Genomic DNA, 16,081 nt, shown 5'->3' on the forward strand with positions numbered 1-16,081 from the left:
AAGCCATTAAAGCGTCAATAAAAACACATTGAATAGACTTGCAACTTACTGGCCAGCCTACTGATTCCGGCGGATTTGACGGATGTCATAACTTGATCTTGATCATTGCAAAGGAATAATCGTTTCTCCATACTTGCCCCCGCATAATTCCCCATCCTGAACCCATTGGTAAGGCTATGAGCACAGTAAATGCAAACCTGACATACAACTATAAGGTGGTGAGACAATTCGCCATCATGACAGTGGTATGGGGTATTGTAGGTATGGCTCTGGGTGTGCTGATTGCAGCACAGCTGGTTTGGCCATCCCTCAACCTCGACCTGCCCTTTACTCACTTCGGTCGCTTGCGGCCGCTGCATACCAACGCCGTAATCTTCGGCTTTGGCGGAAGTGCCCTTTTTGCAACGTCCTACTACGTCGTTCAGCGAACCTGCCAGGCTCGCCTGATGTCTGACGGGTTGGCGGCGTTCACCTTCTGGGGCTGGCAAGCGATCATCGTGGCTGCTGCCATCACCCTTCCGATGGGCCTGACAACGTCCAAGGAATACGCCGAGCTGGAATGGCCGATTGACATCGCGATTGCGGTTGTCTGGGTCAGCTACGCCCTGGTGTTCTTCGGAACCGTGATGAAGCGTAGCACTCCGCACATCTACGTTGCCAACTGGTTCTACGGCGCGTTCATCATTACCGTTGCTGTACTGCATATCGGTAACAACATGGCGCTGCCGGCCACCGCCTTCAAGTCGTACTCCGCCTATGCGGGTGTTACCGATGCGATGATGCAGTGGTGGTACGGTCACAACGCGGTGGGCTTCTTCCTGACTGCTGGCTTCCTGGGCATGATGTACTACTTCGTTCCCAAGCAGGCCAACCGTCCGGTTTACTCCTATCGCCTGTCTATCGTGCACTTCTGGGCACTGATCGCCACCTACGTATGGGCCGGTGGTCACCACCTGCATTACTCCGCTCTGCCTGACTGGGCACAGACCGCAGGCATGGTCATGTCCCTGATTCTGCTGGCGCCGTCCTGGGGCGGTATGATTAACGGCATGATGACCCTGTCCGGTGCCTGGCACAAACTGCGCACTGACCCTATCCTGCGTTTCCTGGTGGTTTCTCTGTCCTTCTACGGTATGTCTACCTTCGAAGGCCCGATGATGTCTATCAAGACCGTCAACGCTCTGTCCCACAACACTGACTGGACCATCGGCCACGTGCACTCCGGCGCCCTGGGCTGGGTTGCCATGATCAGTATCGGCGCGGTTTACCACCTGATTCCGAAACTGTGGGGAATCCAGGCCATGTACAGCACTGCCCTGATCAACGCTCACTTCTGGCTGGCTACCGTAGGCACCGTGCTTTACATCGCCGCCATGTGGGTGAATGGCATCATGCAAGGTCTGATGTGGCGTGCAGTGAACGAAGACGGCACCCTGACCTACAGCTTCGTAGAAGCGCTTGAAGCCTCCTACCCGGGCTACTTTGTACGCTTCATCGGTGGCGCGATCTTCCTGACCGGCATGCTGATCATGGCCTACAACGTGTACATGACCGTACGCCAGAAAGACGCCGTTGCAGAAGATAATGCTGCGGTTCAGGCGGCGTAAGGGAGAGAGACCAGATGAGACACGAAATAGTCGAAAAGAACCTTGGTCTGATGATCGTGCTGATCGTGCTGACCATCAGTGGCGGTTTCCTTGCGGAAGTGGTGCCCCTGTTCTTCCACAAAGAGGTGAACGAGCCGGTCGAAGGCCTGGAGCCTCTGTCCGCTCTGGAACTGGAAGGCCGGGACATTTACATCCGTGAAGGCTGCCACGTGTGCCATACCCAGCAGATCCGTCCGTTCCGGGCTGAGACTGAGCGTTATGGTCACTACTCCGTTGCGGGCGAGTTCGTTTATGACCGTCCGTTCCTGTGGGGTTCCAAGCGTACCGGGCCGGACCTGGCTCGTGTAGGTGGTCGTTACTCGGATGCCTGGCAGCGCCAGCACCTGTACGATCCGCGCAGCGTGGTACCCGAATCCAACATGCCTGCCTTCCCGTGGCTGTTCGAGAATCGTGTTGATCACGGTTCCATTGAGTCCCGGATGAAGACGCTGCAAACGCTCGGCGTGCCATACAGCGACGAACAGATTGCCAACGCAGCGAATGAGATCGAAGGCAAATTTGAAATCGAAGCGCTGGTCGCATACCTGCAGCAGTTGGGTACTGTGATTTCAGAGAAGCGGTGATCCCATGGATATTAATGAGTTACGCGGCATTCACACGCTGCTGGTAATGGCAGCGTTCTTCGGAATCGTCTGGTGGGCGTACAGCGCCCACCGCAAGAAGGCCAACGACGAGGCAGCACACCTCCCCTTCGATGACGACGAAGTCGAAAAGCGTACTCTCGAACAGGAAAAAACGGAGAAGAAACAATGAGTACCTTCTGGAGCATCTGGGTCAGTGTGATCGTGCTCGGTACCGTTTTCGGCTGCTGGTGGCTCCTCTGGGCCACCCGCAAGAGCCAGACAACCGATACTGAAACCGACCGGACAATGGGCCATTCCTTTGATGGCATTGAGGAATACGATAACCCTCTGCCGAAATGGTGGTTCTACCTGTTCGTAGCAACCTGCATCTTCGCCCTTGGCTACCTGGCTCTGTACCCGGGCCTGGGCAACTTCAAGGGTCTGCTGGGATGGACATCCACCAACCAGTGGGAAGCGGAAGTGGCAGCTGCCGAAGAGAAATATGGCGAAATCTATGCCCAGTTCGGCGACACTGCCATTCCTGAACTGGCGCAGAACGATGACGCCATGAAGATCGGCCAGCGCCTGTTTGCCAACAACTGTTCGGTCTGTCACGGCACCGCCGCTCGCGGCCAGGTGGGCTTCCCCAACCTGACCGACGACGACTGGCTGTGGGGTGGTCAACCAGACCAGATCCTGCACAGCATTGCCCAGGGTCGTAACGGCAATATGCCCGCAAAGGGCGTCATGCCGAATATGACCAATGAGCAGGTCGACCAGGTGGTTAACTACGTGCTGAGCTTCAGTGGACGCGAAGAAGATGCCGAAGCGGCCAAAGCTGGCGCCCAGGTGTTCGCTCAGGCCTGCGTTGCCTGCCACGGTCCGGAAGGCAAAGGTATGGAAGCCATGGGTGCGCCCAACCTGACCGACAATGTCTGGCTTTACGGTTCCACCTATGAGTGGATCAAGGAGACCGTGATGAACGGTCGCCAGAACCAGATGCCTGCACAAGGCGGTCGCCTGACCGACGACCAGATTCAGATCCTGGCGGCATACGTTTACAGCCTGTCTAACTGAATCCGACCCGGCCAGGCTCGCCCTGGCCTGGTCTTCTCAACCCTGTATCTGCGCCCGCGGGTACAGGCTTGAGAAGATCAGCTGACCCTCCGAGGCCCGCTCCCAGCTTTACCACTCACCGGGAGGTACCCATGAGCAACGAGATTCCGGTCAAACAGGTTGACCCGAACGGCGATTCCTCCAATAACAAGAAAAAGCCAGAAACCGTCGACCTGTACGCCAGTCGACAGAAAATCTACGTCAAGGAAGTCAAAGGCTTTTTCCAGCGAATCCGGAATGTCAGCTTGACCCTGCTGATGGGCATGTACTTTCTCTTCGTTTGGCTTACCCTGGACGGGCAGCCCCTGATCCACTTCGACTTGCCTGCACGAGAATTTCACCTGTACGGCGTGACCTTCTTCCCGAAAGATTTCTTCCTGCTATCGGGCATGCTGATCATTTCAGCGTTTGGACTCTTTTTCATCACCACTCTGTTCGGTCGGGTCTGGTGTGGCTATACCTGCCCCCAGACTGTCTGGACCTTTATTTTCATGTGGATCGAGGAAAAGGTTGAGGGCAGCCGCAACAAGCGGATGAAACTGGATAAATCTCCGAACTCCAGGGAGAAACTTGCCAAAAAATCGATCAAGCACGCGCTCTGGCTGTTTGTTGCGCTGGCGACTGGCGTCACCTTCGTTGGCTATTTCTACCCTATCCGCGAACTGATCGTTGACCTCTTCACTTTACAGGCCAACGGCTGGGCCTATTTCTGGGTAGCCTTCTTTACCGTCGCCACCTATCTGAACGCCGGCTGGATGCGGGAGCAGGTGTGCCTGTATATGTGCCCGTACGCCCGATTCCAATCCGTGATGTTTGACCCCAACACCCGGGTTGTTTCCTACGACCCCAACCGGGGCGAGCCACGCGGCAGCCGCAAGAAAGGCGTCGAACCCGCCGAAGTTGGCCTGGGTGACTGTATTGATTGCGGCCAGTGTGTTCAGGTCTGCCCCACCGGCATCGATATCCGTGACGGCCTCCAGTACGAGTGTATCGGCTGCGCCCTGTGTATCGACGCCTGCGATGAAGTTATGGAGAAAATGAACTATCCCAAGGGGCTGATTCGCTACACCACTGAGAACGAACTGGAGGGTAAAACTTCCAAACTGCTACGGCCGCGTACCTTTGGCTACGGCGCCGTGCTCATACTGATGATCAGCGCGGTGATCTTTACCATTGCCACCCGGGTTCCGGCCAAGATGGATGTACTGCGGGATCGCGGCGCCCTGTTCAGTTTTAACGGCGAAGGGCGGGTGGAAAACTCGTATACCGTCAAGATCCAGAACATGTCAGAAGTACCGCAAACCTTCAGCCTGTCTGTGGACGGCCTTGAAGACATGCGTATTCTGACAGACACCACGGTAACGGTGAGCAGTGGCGAGAATCTCTCATTGCCCACGGTTGTTGATGTGCCACCGGAAGCGCTGGTGGATACCAATAACGACATTCGTTTCTACGCCGAGTCCCAACCGGATTCATTGATTAAACTTGAAACTGAAAGCCGGTTTGTTGGTCCAAGGCCCCGCTAACAAGAGGGCCCGACAACCGGCTCTGAAGCCATAAACCGAGACAAGACCGTAATGACTGATAACGCAACACCTGCCCCCTGGTATCGCCAGCCGTGGTTCTGGTTCCTGACCATTTTTCCGCTGGCGTCGATCATGTGGGGAATCACTGCCCTGACAGTATCGTCCAGCATGGACAACTCGCTGGTAACCGACGACTACTCCAAACAGGGCCGTGGCATCAATATGTCCATTGCCCGTGATGAAAAGGCGGCCGATCTGAAGATGGCGGGTACGCTGAGCCTGAATGGTCGTTCTGCAACACTGGATCTGAGCACCGTGAATGGTGCCGCCGATTACCCGTATCTGGTGTTCAACCTGTATCACCCGACATTGTCTGGTCAGGATAAAACCATCCAGTTTACCCAGGTTGCTCCTGGTCAATACCGGGGCCAGCTCCTTGAGGATGTCAGTGGTCGCTGGTACTACGACCTTCAGGGGCCAGACAACGACTGGCGGGTAAAGGGTGAGGTAAGGCTTCCTTCCTCCACCCCTATACGCATTAACGCAGAAGGCGACGCCCAAGGGTGACCACCCTGAACTGCTTCCATTGCGGAGAACCAGCGGATGGCGAACCCCCGATCACCCTGGAACTGCAGGGACAGCAAAGGCATTTTTGTTGCCAGGGTTGCAAGGCTGTGTGTCAGACCATCCACCAGGAGGGTCTGACCGGTTTCTATGAGTTTCGCACCGAACCCGCCGTTACGCCAAGAGAGCTGACCCGGTCAGAACTCGATCGTATCCGGGAACTGGATCACCCCCTGGTTCAGCAAGCCTTTGTGGCACCAGTCAAGGCTGGCCAGGAGGCACAGCTGCTGATCGGCGGTATTACCTGCGCCGCCTGCATCTGGCTGCTTGAGAATCACATGAAGCAGCAGCCAGGCGTGCAGAGCTTTACCGTAAACCACACCACACAGCGGGCTCGCCTGGTCTGGGCATCGGACAAGGCACGTCTCAGCGACCTTCTGATTGCCATCCACGAACTTGGCTACACCGCCCGCCCCTATCAGGCAGACGAAGCCGAACAGGCGCTCAAGGCAGAGCACCGCTCGATGCTCATTCGTCTGGCGGTGGCCGGGATCGGTTCCTTCCAGAGCATGATGCTGGCTTTTCCCCTGTACTTTGAACTTGTCAGTGATCTTTCCACGGATTTTGTGGATTTTTTCCGCTGGTTCAGTCTGCTGGTTGCCACTCCGGTGGTGTTCTACAGCGCTCGCCCATTTTTTACCAATGCCCGCCGGGATCTGCTCTCCCGTCATCTGACCATGGACGTACCGGTGGCCATCGCCATCGGGCTTGCCTACGGCGCAAGCGCCTGGATAACGCTGATCGGCGGCGAGGAAGTGTATTTCGAATCCGTATGTATGTTCACCTTCTTCCTGCTGCTGGGCAGATACATTGAAGTTCAGGCTCGCTATCGCGCCGGACTGAGCGGCAATGCCCTTGCGGGCTTCCAGCCTTCTGTCGCGGCGCGGGTCCTGAACGGTGAGGCAGAAATCATCGCCATTCACCAGGTACAACCGGGTGATGTGATCCGGGTTCGACCAGGGGAAACGCTACCTGTGGATGGCGAAATCGTCTCGGGGGAGTCTACCCTGAACGAAGCCGCTCTCACCGGTGAATACCTTCCAGAAACCCGCAAGCCGGGCGACACCGTTCATGCCGGCAGCGTAAATGGGGAAAATCCGCTCGACATCCGCGTCACCCATGCCGGGGCCCAGACCCGGCTGTCCGGCATCTTGCGAGTTCTGGATCGCGTACAGTCCGAAAAGCCGCCGGTGGCCCGAATGGCCGATCGCATTGCGGGCAAGTTCGTTGGCCGCGTGCTGATACTGGCACCAGTGGTCTGGGCAGGCTGGTGGCTGGCCGGCGCCGACAACGCCTTCGATATCACGCTTTCCGTACTGGTGGTTACCTGCCCCTGCGCCCTGTCGCTGGCTACGCCAACGGCGATCACATCTGCCACGGTGCGCCTGAGAAAGCTTGGTTTCCTGCCTACTCGCGGTCACACCCTGGAATCCATGAACACCATCGATACCGTGGTGTTTGATAAAACCGGGACTCTGACCCGGGGAGAACTCAGCCTGACCGATCAATCGGTGTTCGGCAGTCTGGATCAGGACACCTGCATCCGGATCGCCGCAGGGCTGGAGAAGCATTCAGAACATCCGATTGCCAGGGTATTCCACGAGCAGCCTTCGCTAACCGTCAGCCAGGTGAGTAACCACCTGGGCGGTGGCTTGTCCGGGCATTACCATGGCCGAGCGGTCTACATCGGGCACAAAGCCTTTGTCGCCGAGCACACGTCAGCAATTGCGCCAGAAGGTGAAGACGCCCAAGGCATGGAAATCTGGCTCGCGACAGACAAGGAATGGCTGGCACGCTTCCGGCTGGATGACAAGATACGGGAAGACGCGTCACAAGCCTTGCAGGCGTTACGGAAATCCGGAATCGAGACCTTGCTGCTTAGTGGGGATCGCTCCGGCCACGTGCAGCAGGTGGCTCATGCACTGGGCATTGACCGAGCCATTGGTGAAGCCTCACCGGAGCAGAAACTGGAAGTACTGGAACAGCTTCGCGCGGACGGGCACCGGGTGATGATGGTGGGTGACGGACTGAATGACCTGCCCTCCATGGCCGGAGCCGGTATTTCAGTGGCTATGGGTACAGCGGCAGACCTGACTCAACTGAAAGCCGACGCGGTGCTACTTAACGGCCAGTTGAATTCCCTGGTCGCCGCGATTGAAACCAGCAAGCAAACCCGGAAAATCATCCGCCAGAATATGATCTGGGCGTTCGGCTACAATGTCTGCGCCCTGCCCCTGGCCGCAGCCGGCCTGGTGCCCCCCTGGCTTGCTGCCATCGGCATGTCCCTGAGCTCACTGATCGTTGTGCTGAACGCCTTACGACTCAGCCGGTCCAACAAGGGCACACCGCCCCCGGAGGCCACCCTTGGCGCACCAGAAGCAGCCTGATACCTTGGGCCATACACTTATGAACAGGAGGTTATCGTGCAGATTGTCATGATACTGGTTCCGCTTATGCTCATCCTGGTGGCGCTGGGCGTCCTTCTGTTTTCCTGGGCCGTCAAGAACGGGCAGTACGATGACATGGACGGCCCCGCTCATCGCATTCTCTACGACGATGACAAGGATATGATTCCCAAGGAAGCCCGCCGTAACGAGTCGAAACCTGACGGCCAGAAAGACGAAGCGGAGCAAACCGATACCGATACCGACAAGGGCTGACAGGATAGCGGATGCAGCCTGAACTCTATCTGAGCTACCCCAGTGCCTTCCTGATAGGACTGCTCGGTAGTACCCATTGTCTGGGCATGTGTGGCGGCATCAGCGCCTCGCTGTCCATGGCATTGCCGGTAGGCCGGGGCTTCCGCTTTCGGCAGACCCTGCTCTTGCTGGCATTCAATTTTGGCAGGATTGCCAGCTACGCCCTGATCGCAACCCTGATTGCCCTGCTCAGCACCAGTGCCGCCAGCCAGTGGCATGGTGCCGGATTGGCTCTGATGACCCTGGCGGGATTGCTGCTGATCATGATGGGGTTATCCATGGGGCAATGGTGGCAGGGTATTCGCTACATCGAACGGGTCGGGGCGCCGGCATGGCGCTTCCTGTCGCCGCTTACCCGCAAGTTCCTGCCGGTTCACAATGGCGGCCAGGCCCTTGCTCTCGGTGCCTTGTGGGGATGGCTGCCCTGCGGCCTTGTTTACAGCACACTGGGATGGGCGGCGCTCCAACCAACCGTCAGCAGCGCCGCTCTCACGATGATGTTCTTCGGACTGGGAACCCTGCCGTCGATGTTGGTGACGGGCTTCGCCGCCAACTGGATAAGAGGCCTGAAAAGCAACCAGAGCTTCCGCAAGCTCAGTGGCCTGCTGTTAATCCTGTTTGGCCTCTGGACGCTGCCTTTCCAGGCCCTGCTGAATCACTGACGATCAGAGATTCAGTACATCCAGCCGGCCAAAATCCTGCTGGGGCTCCGCGGTTTGAACGGCCTGACGCTTGCCGCCAAGACGCCGCCCTTCCCTGAAGTCATATAATTCCGGATCGGCCAGGTGCGACGGCTCGACATTGCACAGGGCCCGGAACATGGTTTCCAGACGGCCAGGATGCTGTTTGTCCCAGGTCTGGAACATTTCCTTGATGACCTGTCGCTGAAGGTTTTCCTGGGAGCCGCAGAGATTGCAGGGAATGATCGGAAATTCCCGAAGTGACGCGTAGCGGGCAATATCCTTCTCCCTGGCATAGGCCAGAGGACGAATAACCGTATTGCGGCCATCGTCGCTGTGGAGCACCGGTGGCATGGATTTGAGTTTGCCGCCGTAGAACATGTTGAGGAACAGGGTTTCCAGCAAATCATCCCGGTGATGGCCCAGGGCAATCTTGGTTACACCATGCTCCTCGGCGAAATTGTAGAGAATGCCCCGCCTCAGGCGTGAACACAGTCCGCAAGTGGTCTTCCCTTCAGGCACTTTTTCCTTAACAATACTGTAGGTGTCTTTCTCGATGATGTGATACTCGATACCCATCGACTCAAGATAGTCCGGCAGGACATGCTCGGGGAAACCCGGTTGTTTCTGGTCCAGGTTCACGGCAATCAGTTCGAAACGCACTGGCGCACTCTTCTGCAGATTGAGCAGAATATCGAGCATGGCGTAGGAGTCTTTGCCGCCGGACAGACAGCACATCACCTTGTCTCCGGCTTCAATCATCGAGAAATCAGCAATCGCCTGCCCAACTTCACGGCGCAGACGTTTCTGCAATTTGTTAAGCTCCAGTTTCTGGCGACGTTCGTAATCAGAAGCCGGTGTCTTCTCAGGGCTGGCAGTCATTGCTTCGGGCATTCGTTTTCACGCTCACAAGGTAAGTGAGCGGGCAATTATACGCGCCACAAACCATCAGGGACAGGATAGCAACATGGATATGTTGAAATTGACTTCACCACAAGCCACGGGCAAGCGCGCGCTCAACCGTATCCGAAATCGTCACGCCATTCTCAGGGCGGCCAGAGACTGTTTTCAGGAACACGGTTACGACAACACCACCATTCGGGACATTGTCCGCAGAACCGGTCTCGCCGCCGGCACCTTCTACAACTACTTTTCCAGCAAACAGGATATCTTCGCGGCCCTGCTCAGCGATTTCCTGACCTCGCTCAACAACGACATGAGCCAGCAGCGACAATCTGCATCCTCAACCCAGGAATTTGTCTACCGTGCCTATCTGGCGCTCTACAGTGCCACCGCGAAAGATCCGGTGGTGTATGAACTGGCCCATCAGAATCAGCGCGCCCTGAGAAACCTGTTCGGCTCAGATATTCTGGGCCTGACCATGCTGTCCCTTGAGGAAGACGTTCGCAACGCCATGACCCGTGGGCTGCTGCCGGCAGTCGATGCGGACTATCTTTGCGCCGCGTTTTTTGGCGTGGCCTACGACACCAGCATGCTGGTGGCCAGGCGGGCTCACCAGAAGCCGGAACTCGCCCAGGACGAAGCCAGAACAGCGGCTGAGTTTTCCACCCAGCTGTTTCTGGGCGGCTTCCCGGCCCTGACCAGGCTTTCAAGCGAAGGCTGACTGGCATACCATGATGGCCATGACCATCTCCGCAGATAACCAGATACTCGATGACTCACCCGAAGCCCGTGGTGAAGAGCGCAGCTGGCTACAGCAACAGGTGCAGCACCTGTTGGTTGCCGTGGAGCACGAGCTGCGGGCCGCAGGCCCGGCCGGGCTATCCGAGCTGGAGCTAATTCGGGCCTTGCAGGGCGAGCGCTGGAGCCTGATTGGCACCGTCGACTTTCACGAGCCCGATCGACTGTACCCGGTGCACTTCCTGCTGTTCCACGTACTCTACCGTCTGCGCGATCAGATTGCCCTGGAGGGCGAGAGCCTGAATATCTCTCCGCTTCGGCTCAGTATCGGACAAATGGTGACGCGCACCGAATCAACGGCACTGCCGGATTCTACCGACGCCCTGCGTGAGTTCTATCTGGATCTATCACAGTACTTTCTCTCCGAAGCCGCCATTCAGGAAATGATGGACAACTTCTGGGCCGGCAACACCCTGTCCCGGCCCGAGCACTCGGAAGCCGCCGAGGCGGCCAGGACGCTGGGTTTCGATGAATTACCGGGGCAGTTCGCTACCGTCAAGAAGCGCTTCCGAAAACTCGTGATGCGTGCGCACCCGGACCGGGGCGGTGATACCGGAGAAATCCAACAACTGAATCAGGCCTTCTCGGTTCTGAAAGCCCATTACGCCTAAATCATCCTACGAGATCCCGTGTGTCAGGAAACAAGACCATGCTTCGAATAAACAAACTGATTGCGTATCCCCTGATCAGTGCCCTGTTGCTGGCCGGAACACAGGCTCAGGCCGACCTGGTGGTTCTGCAGTATCACCACGTGGATGACAGTACACCTCCGGCGACCAGCACGTCCCGATCATTGTTTGAGGCGCAAATGAACATGATCCGGGATCTTGACCTTGACGTGGTGCCGCTGGAAGCCGGCACCAGGGCGGCACTGGCCGGCGAACACCCTGACACCAATGAAGTGGCCATTACTTTCGATGATGCCTATGAATCCGTCCATACCTTTGCTGCGCCGTTACTGGACAGGCTCGGGCTTCCATACACTGTCTTCGTCAATACTGACGCAGTGGGCGCCAAGGGTTACATGACCTGGAAGCAACTCCGCACAATGGCAGACAACGAGCTGGCAACCATCGCCAATCACAGTACGGATCACGCTCACCTGGCACGCAGACGGGGTGAACCCGAAGAGGCATGGGAAAACCGGATTACCAGCAGCCTGGACGAGGCTCAGCAAGAGCTGAAGAACCGTCTTGGCGTGGAGGAACCTCTGTTCGCCTATCCCTACGGCGAATTCGATCAAGCCCTGGAACAGAAGCTCAGCGAGAGAGGCTGGCTTGGATACGGGCAACAATCGGGAGCTATCGGACAATACTCAGGTAAAACCCGTCTGCCCCGTTTCCCCATGGCCAATGCCTACGGCCAATTGGGCAGTCTGAAAGACAAACTGATGAGCAAGGCTTTTCCGGTACCGGCCAAAGACCTGCCCGACGGGGTGTTCGAGCAGAATCCGCCGCGTTTGAGGTTTACGCCCACCGATGCCATCAGCCCCTCCCGGCTTACCTGTTTCGCGTCAGGACTCGGTCGAATCAATTTTGAAGTGGTGGGAGATAGCATAGAGGTGCAGGCACCCAAAGCCATCAACAGCCGTCGGTTCCGATACAACTGTACCCATCCGGCGGGTAACGGCAGCTTCTACTGGCTGTCCCAGCAGTGGTTGAATCTGGACGCACCGGAAGACTGATGGTCGCCATCACTCCTCAAATGTCGTGATGCCAATTTCTCCGGTTTCAACGTGTGGAATCGCTTTGGGCGTGTCGCCCGCTTCCGTCACCGTTTGCCCAGCCAGGTCTTCCGGGCGGGTGAATACCACCAGCCAGCGCTCGCCCTGGCCGGGAAACGCCGGCACCCAGCTTTCCAGATACCCGCGACGACGCCAGTTTTCCGGTTCGTAGTTCATAACCAGGTCCGTCACTACCCGCACGGGCTGAAAGTCCTTGTCGAGAAATGCCAGGCTTGGTACCAGCACGCCATTGTGGGCGTAGGAACGCAGCCGCATCACAAACCCGGGGACAAAGGTGCTGGATGGCAGGGCAATCAGCCGATAGGGCGAATCACCCGTGCTGAAACGGTGGCGGGGCGTGTCTTCCTCAAAATCAACACCAAACTCACGGCCTTCCTGCCACTGCAGGAAATCCCGGGCAGGCAGGGTCTGGCAACAGCTTTCGGCAAATACCCGGAAAAACGAATCCGTTTCCTCAATCCCCAGTATGGCAAAGGCGTCGGGATCATGGCCCTCAACCGGCGTATGGTCATCTACAGTGACCGGCAGGTATACGCTGGCATCGCTGAGCATGACCGGCGCCTGATCCGCCTGTTTCTGCTCTTCGGTTCGCATATCCGGGGTGTAATAGCTGACACGGACAATGCCGTCGGCATCACGCCATGTGAAATAGGGTTGCCGCTGGCCAGGCCGGATAAACCCTTTTTTCGCCAGCTCCTCACCATCCGGATAATTCTCGGTGGTGTATTCGAGGTTTTCTTCCAGCTTTGCGGCGGCGCCCCGGTCGCTGCCAGAGGCCGACCGATAAGCCTCAGACCCGGTGGCTTCGCCTGAGATGGCGACGGACTTGGCATCCGGCTCACCTGGGGTAACGTCTTCGCGCTGGGCGTCGGGAATCCGGGAATAACGCACCCTGCCCTGCTCATCCACCCAGGAAAAGTAGCCTTCCCGCTCGGCAACGCCGCTGCTTCCGGTCTGGCAACCTGCCAGCAACACGAGCGCAAACACACAGACCGCCAGTCCGCTGTATCGACCAAGTCCCATCACAGCCCCCCTGTCAGGATCAGAATTTGGTTCGGAAGCTCAAGCCTGCCATCACCACCCGCAGGGAAGTCTTGATGGTGAGGTCGGCATAGGGGTTATAGATGATGTTGGTGATGTTGTCGCAGTTCACGTTGCAACTGGTGTCGGCCGGAATGGTCTCAATCGATTGCAGATACGACAGGTTCATATCAATTTCCGTGTCCTTATCCCACTTGTACCCCATGCCAATACTGTACAGGTTCGCGCCCCCGAATGGCGCCATAATCGAGCGCTGGTCGTCCGGAATAACCGAGTCCCGGATTTCCACCCCAGCCCGCAGATCCAGACGAGATGATGCATGGAACTCCACACCAAAAGCCCAGTTCCACTGGCTCTTGAAACCCAACGGCAAGCGCAGGGTATCCGAGGTGGCATTGTCCGGCGACAGAATGCGTGCCGCGTTCAGGAACTCGAGGTTACGATCAAACTGGAAATTGAAGGCATCCCACTGGGCAAAATCCGTCCAGCCCACATCCGCGTTCACGGTCAGCTTGGGATGAACATCCACGCTGATACCGGTCTGAAAATGTTGCGGGTAAACCAGATCCATGCTGACATTGCCCGCCTCCCGCGGTGCGCCGGAGGGCAGGCTCAGAATGGCCGATGATATGGCGCCCAGAATAGAGCCATTCACACTCTGCCAGAATCCGGACCAGTCATCGGTGTACTGTATCTCGAACTGCCCCTTGAGGTTCATGTCGGCTTCTGAGGTATAACTGGCCCCCCAGCGGAACCAGTCCGTCGGCTCCCACATAACGCCCAGGGCGTAGGTGGGCGAGATGGTTTCCTGCAGATTCAGGCTCATGGCCCCGATATCATCCCAGGGGCCGACATTACCGCCGCACAACGCAAGCCAGGGCTGCAGGGGCTCGTCACCGCTTTCACAGTTAAAGGCATCCTGCAGAACCTCTGCCACCCCCATCAGCAGGTTTGGCGCCCGCATGTACTGGTCCGCTGCGAAGCCGAAATGCGAGAGATGAATGCCCGCGCCGACAGACCATTCATCATTGATCTCATAGCCGACGGTGGGAGACAGGTAGGTGGTCCGCTGGAGGGTGGCCGCCTGGGGCTGGTAGCGACCGGGGTCGTTTTTATCCCGGTAGAAGCCTGCGGCCATCGGCAGATAAAAAGCGTTGGCGAACGTCAGCTTCGAACCCGGCGGCTTGATACTGATACCCGCTGATGGCGCAACGGCAGGGCCAGGGGGCATACGAAGAATGCCGTAACCCGGCACATAAAGCGCCACGTTGTTGGTATGACTACTGCTGTTCGCAATCGGGTCGCGCTGCTTTCCGGTTAAAGGGTCTGTTTCGAGCCCGCTGATTCCGAATATCTCGTAATCTTCGTCTGCATAGAAGTCGGCATCAATATCCAGATAGATACTAAGCAGGTTCACCTCAAGCTGGCGCCCGTCGAGCTTGGTCAGGCCCGCAGGATTATAGTGAATGGCCATCAGCCCCGGGGGATCTGCTGTAACGGCGTTACCCAGTGCCAGCGCCTTCGGATGTATCGTCAGGTTCTGCGTCATCTGTGCCTGGGCCCCGCAGGAAACGCCTGCGACCATGGCGGCGGCCAGAAGATGTCGCTTGTGACTAGCTTGTCCCATGAAATCCTTCCCCTTCCCTTGAAACGTCCTCGACTTCAATCACTCTTTGAGGCCAGAGAAATTGATGGGCAGGGATACACCCAGGGAGAAGTCCGGCGCGTCCTCCGTCAAACCGATCCCGAGGCTGGTATTTACAATGGTCATGTCACTGAGACGGGTGCCCAGCGACATACTGAGGAAGCCAGTCATCTGGTCCTGGGCCACGGCCTGGTCACCGTTGGAGAAGGTCAGCACCGTCTCGTCGCTGTAGCTGAGCTGGCCAGACACACTGAGAGAGATGTCATAGGAAAGGGAGTAGGCAAAACCCAGAGAACCGGACAAGCCGAACCCTGGTTCCACCTCCTGTAGCAGCCGGGCGCCCCGAACCTGTTCCAGACCGTCGACAGTGAGGTTGTAGGTTGCGCTGACCGAGCCAAAGACCACCACCGGGTCCAGTACCTTCGACATACTCAGGCCACCGCCCACGGAGTAATAGCCACTGCCGGTGGACAACTGCTCGTTGATGTCAATTTCGTAGGGACTGACGCCGGTTTTACTGTTCAGGGTGCCAAAGAAGGTGGTCGACATCTTGCCAGGCACATAGGCAAACGGCTGCCAACGTCCGGTGAAGGAGATGTCGCCGAAGTCGTAAACGTTCAGCTCGTCCTGGGTGTCGTACTTCACCACCAGTGGAACACGGGTGCCGATCGTCAGGTTATCCAGTAACCCGTAATCGTAGGAAAAGGCATTTGTGAAGTTATGGGTGGCCGATGGAACAACGTCCAGATTACGCACCGAGCCGTTCGATATTGCCAGATCCAGCCGTTGGTCGCCGGTATAGGAATAATCGAACGAATAGTTCAGGGAGTGGGTGCCCTTCTTCTGAAGTGAGTAGTTCTTTTCGGCAGCCTGGAACACTTCCTCCAGCTGTTTGGTAGAATCCTCATCCCCTTCCTGACGCGCCAGTGCCTCCCGCGCCTGATCCACATTCCCTTCCTGAGCCATGGCCATGCCCGGAAGCAGCCCAGCCGCGGAAACAAGGATAAAACCTCGCACAAACCAACGATTCATCCTGACTCCCTACTTTTATTTGTTTTATTCCTGCCCGATCAAA

The 16,081-nt window shown here is 57.3% G+C and carries 16 protein-coding genes; 12 read left to right on the top strand and 4 right to left on the bottom strand.

The annotated features are described in order from the left end of the window. Window positions 1-176 precede the first annotated feature (176 nt). The 9 genes from ccoN (at window position 177) to ACAM27_RS12900 (ending at window position 8,857) form a co-directional block, all read left to right on the top strand. Complete coding sequence (gene ccoN, locus ACAM27_RS12860; protein ID WP_011785264.1) at window positions 177-1,607, top strand: cytochrome-c oxidase, cbb3-type subunit I; 1,431 nt, start codon at window positions 177-179, stop codon at window positions 1,605-1,607. Window positions 1,608-1,621: 14 nt separating this feature from the next. After that, a complete protein-coding gene (gene ccoO / locus ACAM27_RS12865) occupies window positions 1,622-2,230 on the top strand; it encodes a cytochrome-c oxidase, cbb3-type subunit II (RefSeq protein WP_011785265.1) in 609 nt (202 codons plus the stop codon). 4 nt (window positions 2,231-2,234) lie between these two features. Beyond that, complete coding sequence (locus ACAM27_RS12870; RefSeq protein WP_011785266.1) at window positions 2,235-2,420, top strand: CcoQ/FixQ family Cbb3-type cytochrome c oxidase assembly chaperone; 186 nt, start codon at window positions 2,235-2,237, stop codon at window positions 2,418-2,420. Next, the gene (ccoP, locus tag ACAM27_RS12875) at window positions 2,417-3,307 is read left to right on the top strand and encodes a cytochrome-c oxidase, cbb3-type subunit III (protein ID WP_011785267.1); all 891 of its coding nucleotides are present in this window, start codon (window positions 2,417-2,419) and stop codon (window positions 3,305-3,307) included. Before ACAM27_RS12870 ends, ccoP begins: the two co-directional genes overlap by 4 nt. Window positions 3,308-3,438: 131 nt before the next feature. Beyond that, window positions 3,439-4,872 (top strand): cytochrome c oxidase accessory protein CcoG, encoded by a 1,434-nt coding sequence (gene ccoG / locus ACAM27_RS12880; RefSeq protein WP_113879050.1) that lies wholly within the window; start codon window positions 3,439-3,441, stop codon window positions 4,870-4,872. A gap of 51 nt (window positions 4,873-4,923) precedes the next feature. Further along, window positions 4,924-5,439: a FixH family protein gene (locus ACAM27_RS12885; RefSeq protein ID WP_014421197.1), complete on the top strand. Its 516-nt coding sequence runs from the start codon at window positions 4,924-4,926 to the stop codon at window positions 5,437-5,439. Then, window positions 5,436-7,883 carry a heavy metal translocating P-type ATPase gene (locus tag ACAM27_RS12890; RefSeq protein ID WP_369612094.1) on the top strand — a complete coding sequence of 816 codons (2,448 nt, stop codon included), beginning with the start codon at window positions 5,436-5,438 and terminating at the stop codon, window positions 7,881-7,883. Before ACAM27_RS12885 ends, ACAM27_RS12890 begins: the two co-directional genes overlap by 4 nt. Before the next feature lie 36 nt (window positions 7,884-7,919). Further along, window positions 7,920-8,156, top strand: a complete 237-nt coding sequence (gene ccoS / locus ACAM27_RS12895) for a cbb3-type cytochrome oxidase assembly protein CcoS (protein ID WP_023009979.1) — start codon at window positions 7,920-7,922, stop codon at window positions 8,154-8,156. Between the two features lie 11 nt (window positions 8,157-8,167). Beyond that, the gene (locus tag ACAM27_RS12900; RefSeq protein ID WP_222180072.1) at window positions 8,168-8,857 is read left to right on the top strand and encodes a sulfite exporter TauE/SafE family protein; all 690 of its coding nucleotides are present in this window, start codon (window positions 8,168-8,170) and stop codon (window positions 8,855-8,857) included. A gap of 3 nt (window positions 8,858-8,860) precedes the next feature. Here ACAM27_RS12900 and ttcA read toward each other — a convergent pair whose 3' ends face one another. Continuing rightward, window positions 8,861-9,769: a tRNA 2-thiocytidine(32) synthetase TtcA gene (gene ttcA / locus ACAM27_RS12905; RefSeq protein ID WP_011785273.1), complete on the bottom strand. Its 909-nt coding sequence runs from the start codon at window positions 9,767-9,769 to the stop codon at window positions 8,861-8,863. A gap of 73 nt (window positions 9,770-9,842) precedes the next feature. Between ttcA and ACAM27_RS12910 the strand changes: the two genes are divergently transcribed. From ACAM27_RS12910 to ACAM27_RS12920, 3 genes are read left to right on the top strand one after another with little or no spacing between them, the layout of a single operon-like run. Next, complete coding sequence (locus ACAM27_RS12910) at window positions 9,843-10,499, top strand: TetR/AcrR family transcriptional regulator (RefSeq protein ID WP_022991796.1); 657 nt, start codon at window positions 9,843-9,845, stop codon at window positions 10,497-10,499. 19 nt (window positions 10,500-10,518) lie between these two features. Beyond that, window positions 10,519-11,187: a DNA-J related domain-containing protein gene (locus ACAM27_RS12915; protein WP_227499484.1), complete on the top strand. Its 669-nt coding sequence runs from the start codon at window positions 10,519-10,521 to the stop codon at window positions 11,185-11,187. Window positions 11,188-11,225: 38 nt separating this feature from the next. Continuing rightward, complete coding sequence (locus ACAM27_RS12920; protein ID WP_014421192.1) at window positions 11,226-12,260, top strand: polysaccharide deacetylase family protein; 1,035 nt, start codon at window positions 11,226-11,228, stop codon at window positions 12,258-12,260. Between the two features lie 9 nt (window positions 12,261-12,269). Here the strand turns inward: ACAM27_RS12920 and ACAM27_RS12925 are convergent, their stop codons facing one another. From ACAM27_RS12925 to ACAM27_RS12935, 3 genes are read right to left on the bottom strand one after another with little or no spacing between them, the layout of a single operon-like run. After that, on the bottom strand, window positions 12,270-13,343 hold the full coding sequence (locus ACAM27_RS12925) for a MalM family protein (protein WP_369612095.1): 1,074 nt from the start codon (window positions 13,341-13,343) through the stop codon (window positions 12,270-12,272). Between the two features lie 19 nt (window positions 13,344-13,362). Beyond that, complete coding sequence (locus ACAM27_RS12930) at window positions 13,363-14,988, bottom strand: OmpP1/FadL family transporter (RefSeq protein WP_014421190.1); 1,626 nt, start codon at window positions 14,986-14,988, stop codon at window positions 13,363-13,365. Window positions 14,989-15,027: 39 nt separating this feature from the next. Beyond that, window positions 15,028-16,038 (bottom strand): hypothetical protein, encoded by a 1,011-nt coding sequence (locus tag ACAM27_RS12935; RefSeq protein ID WP_011785279.1) that lies wholly within the window; start codon window positions 16,036-16,038, stop codon window positions 15,028-15,030. Window positions 16,039-16,081 lie beyond the last annotated feature (43 nt).

Source organism: Marinobacter sp. RI1 (assembly GCF_041155085.1).
GTDB lineage: Bacteria > Pseudomonadota > Gammaproteobacteria > Pseudomonadales > Oleiphilaceae > Marinobacter > Marinobacter nauticus.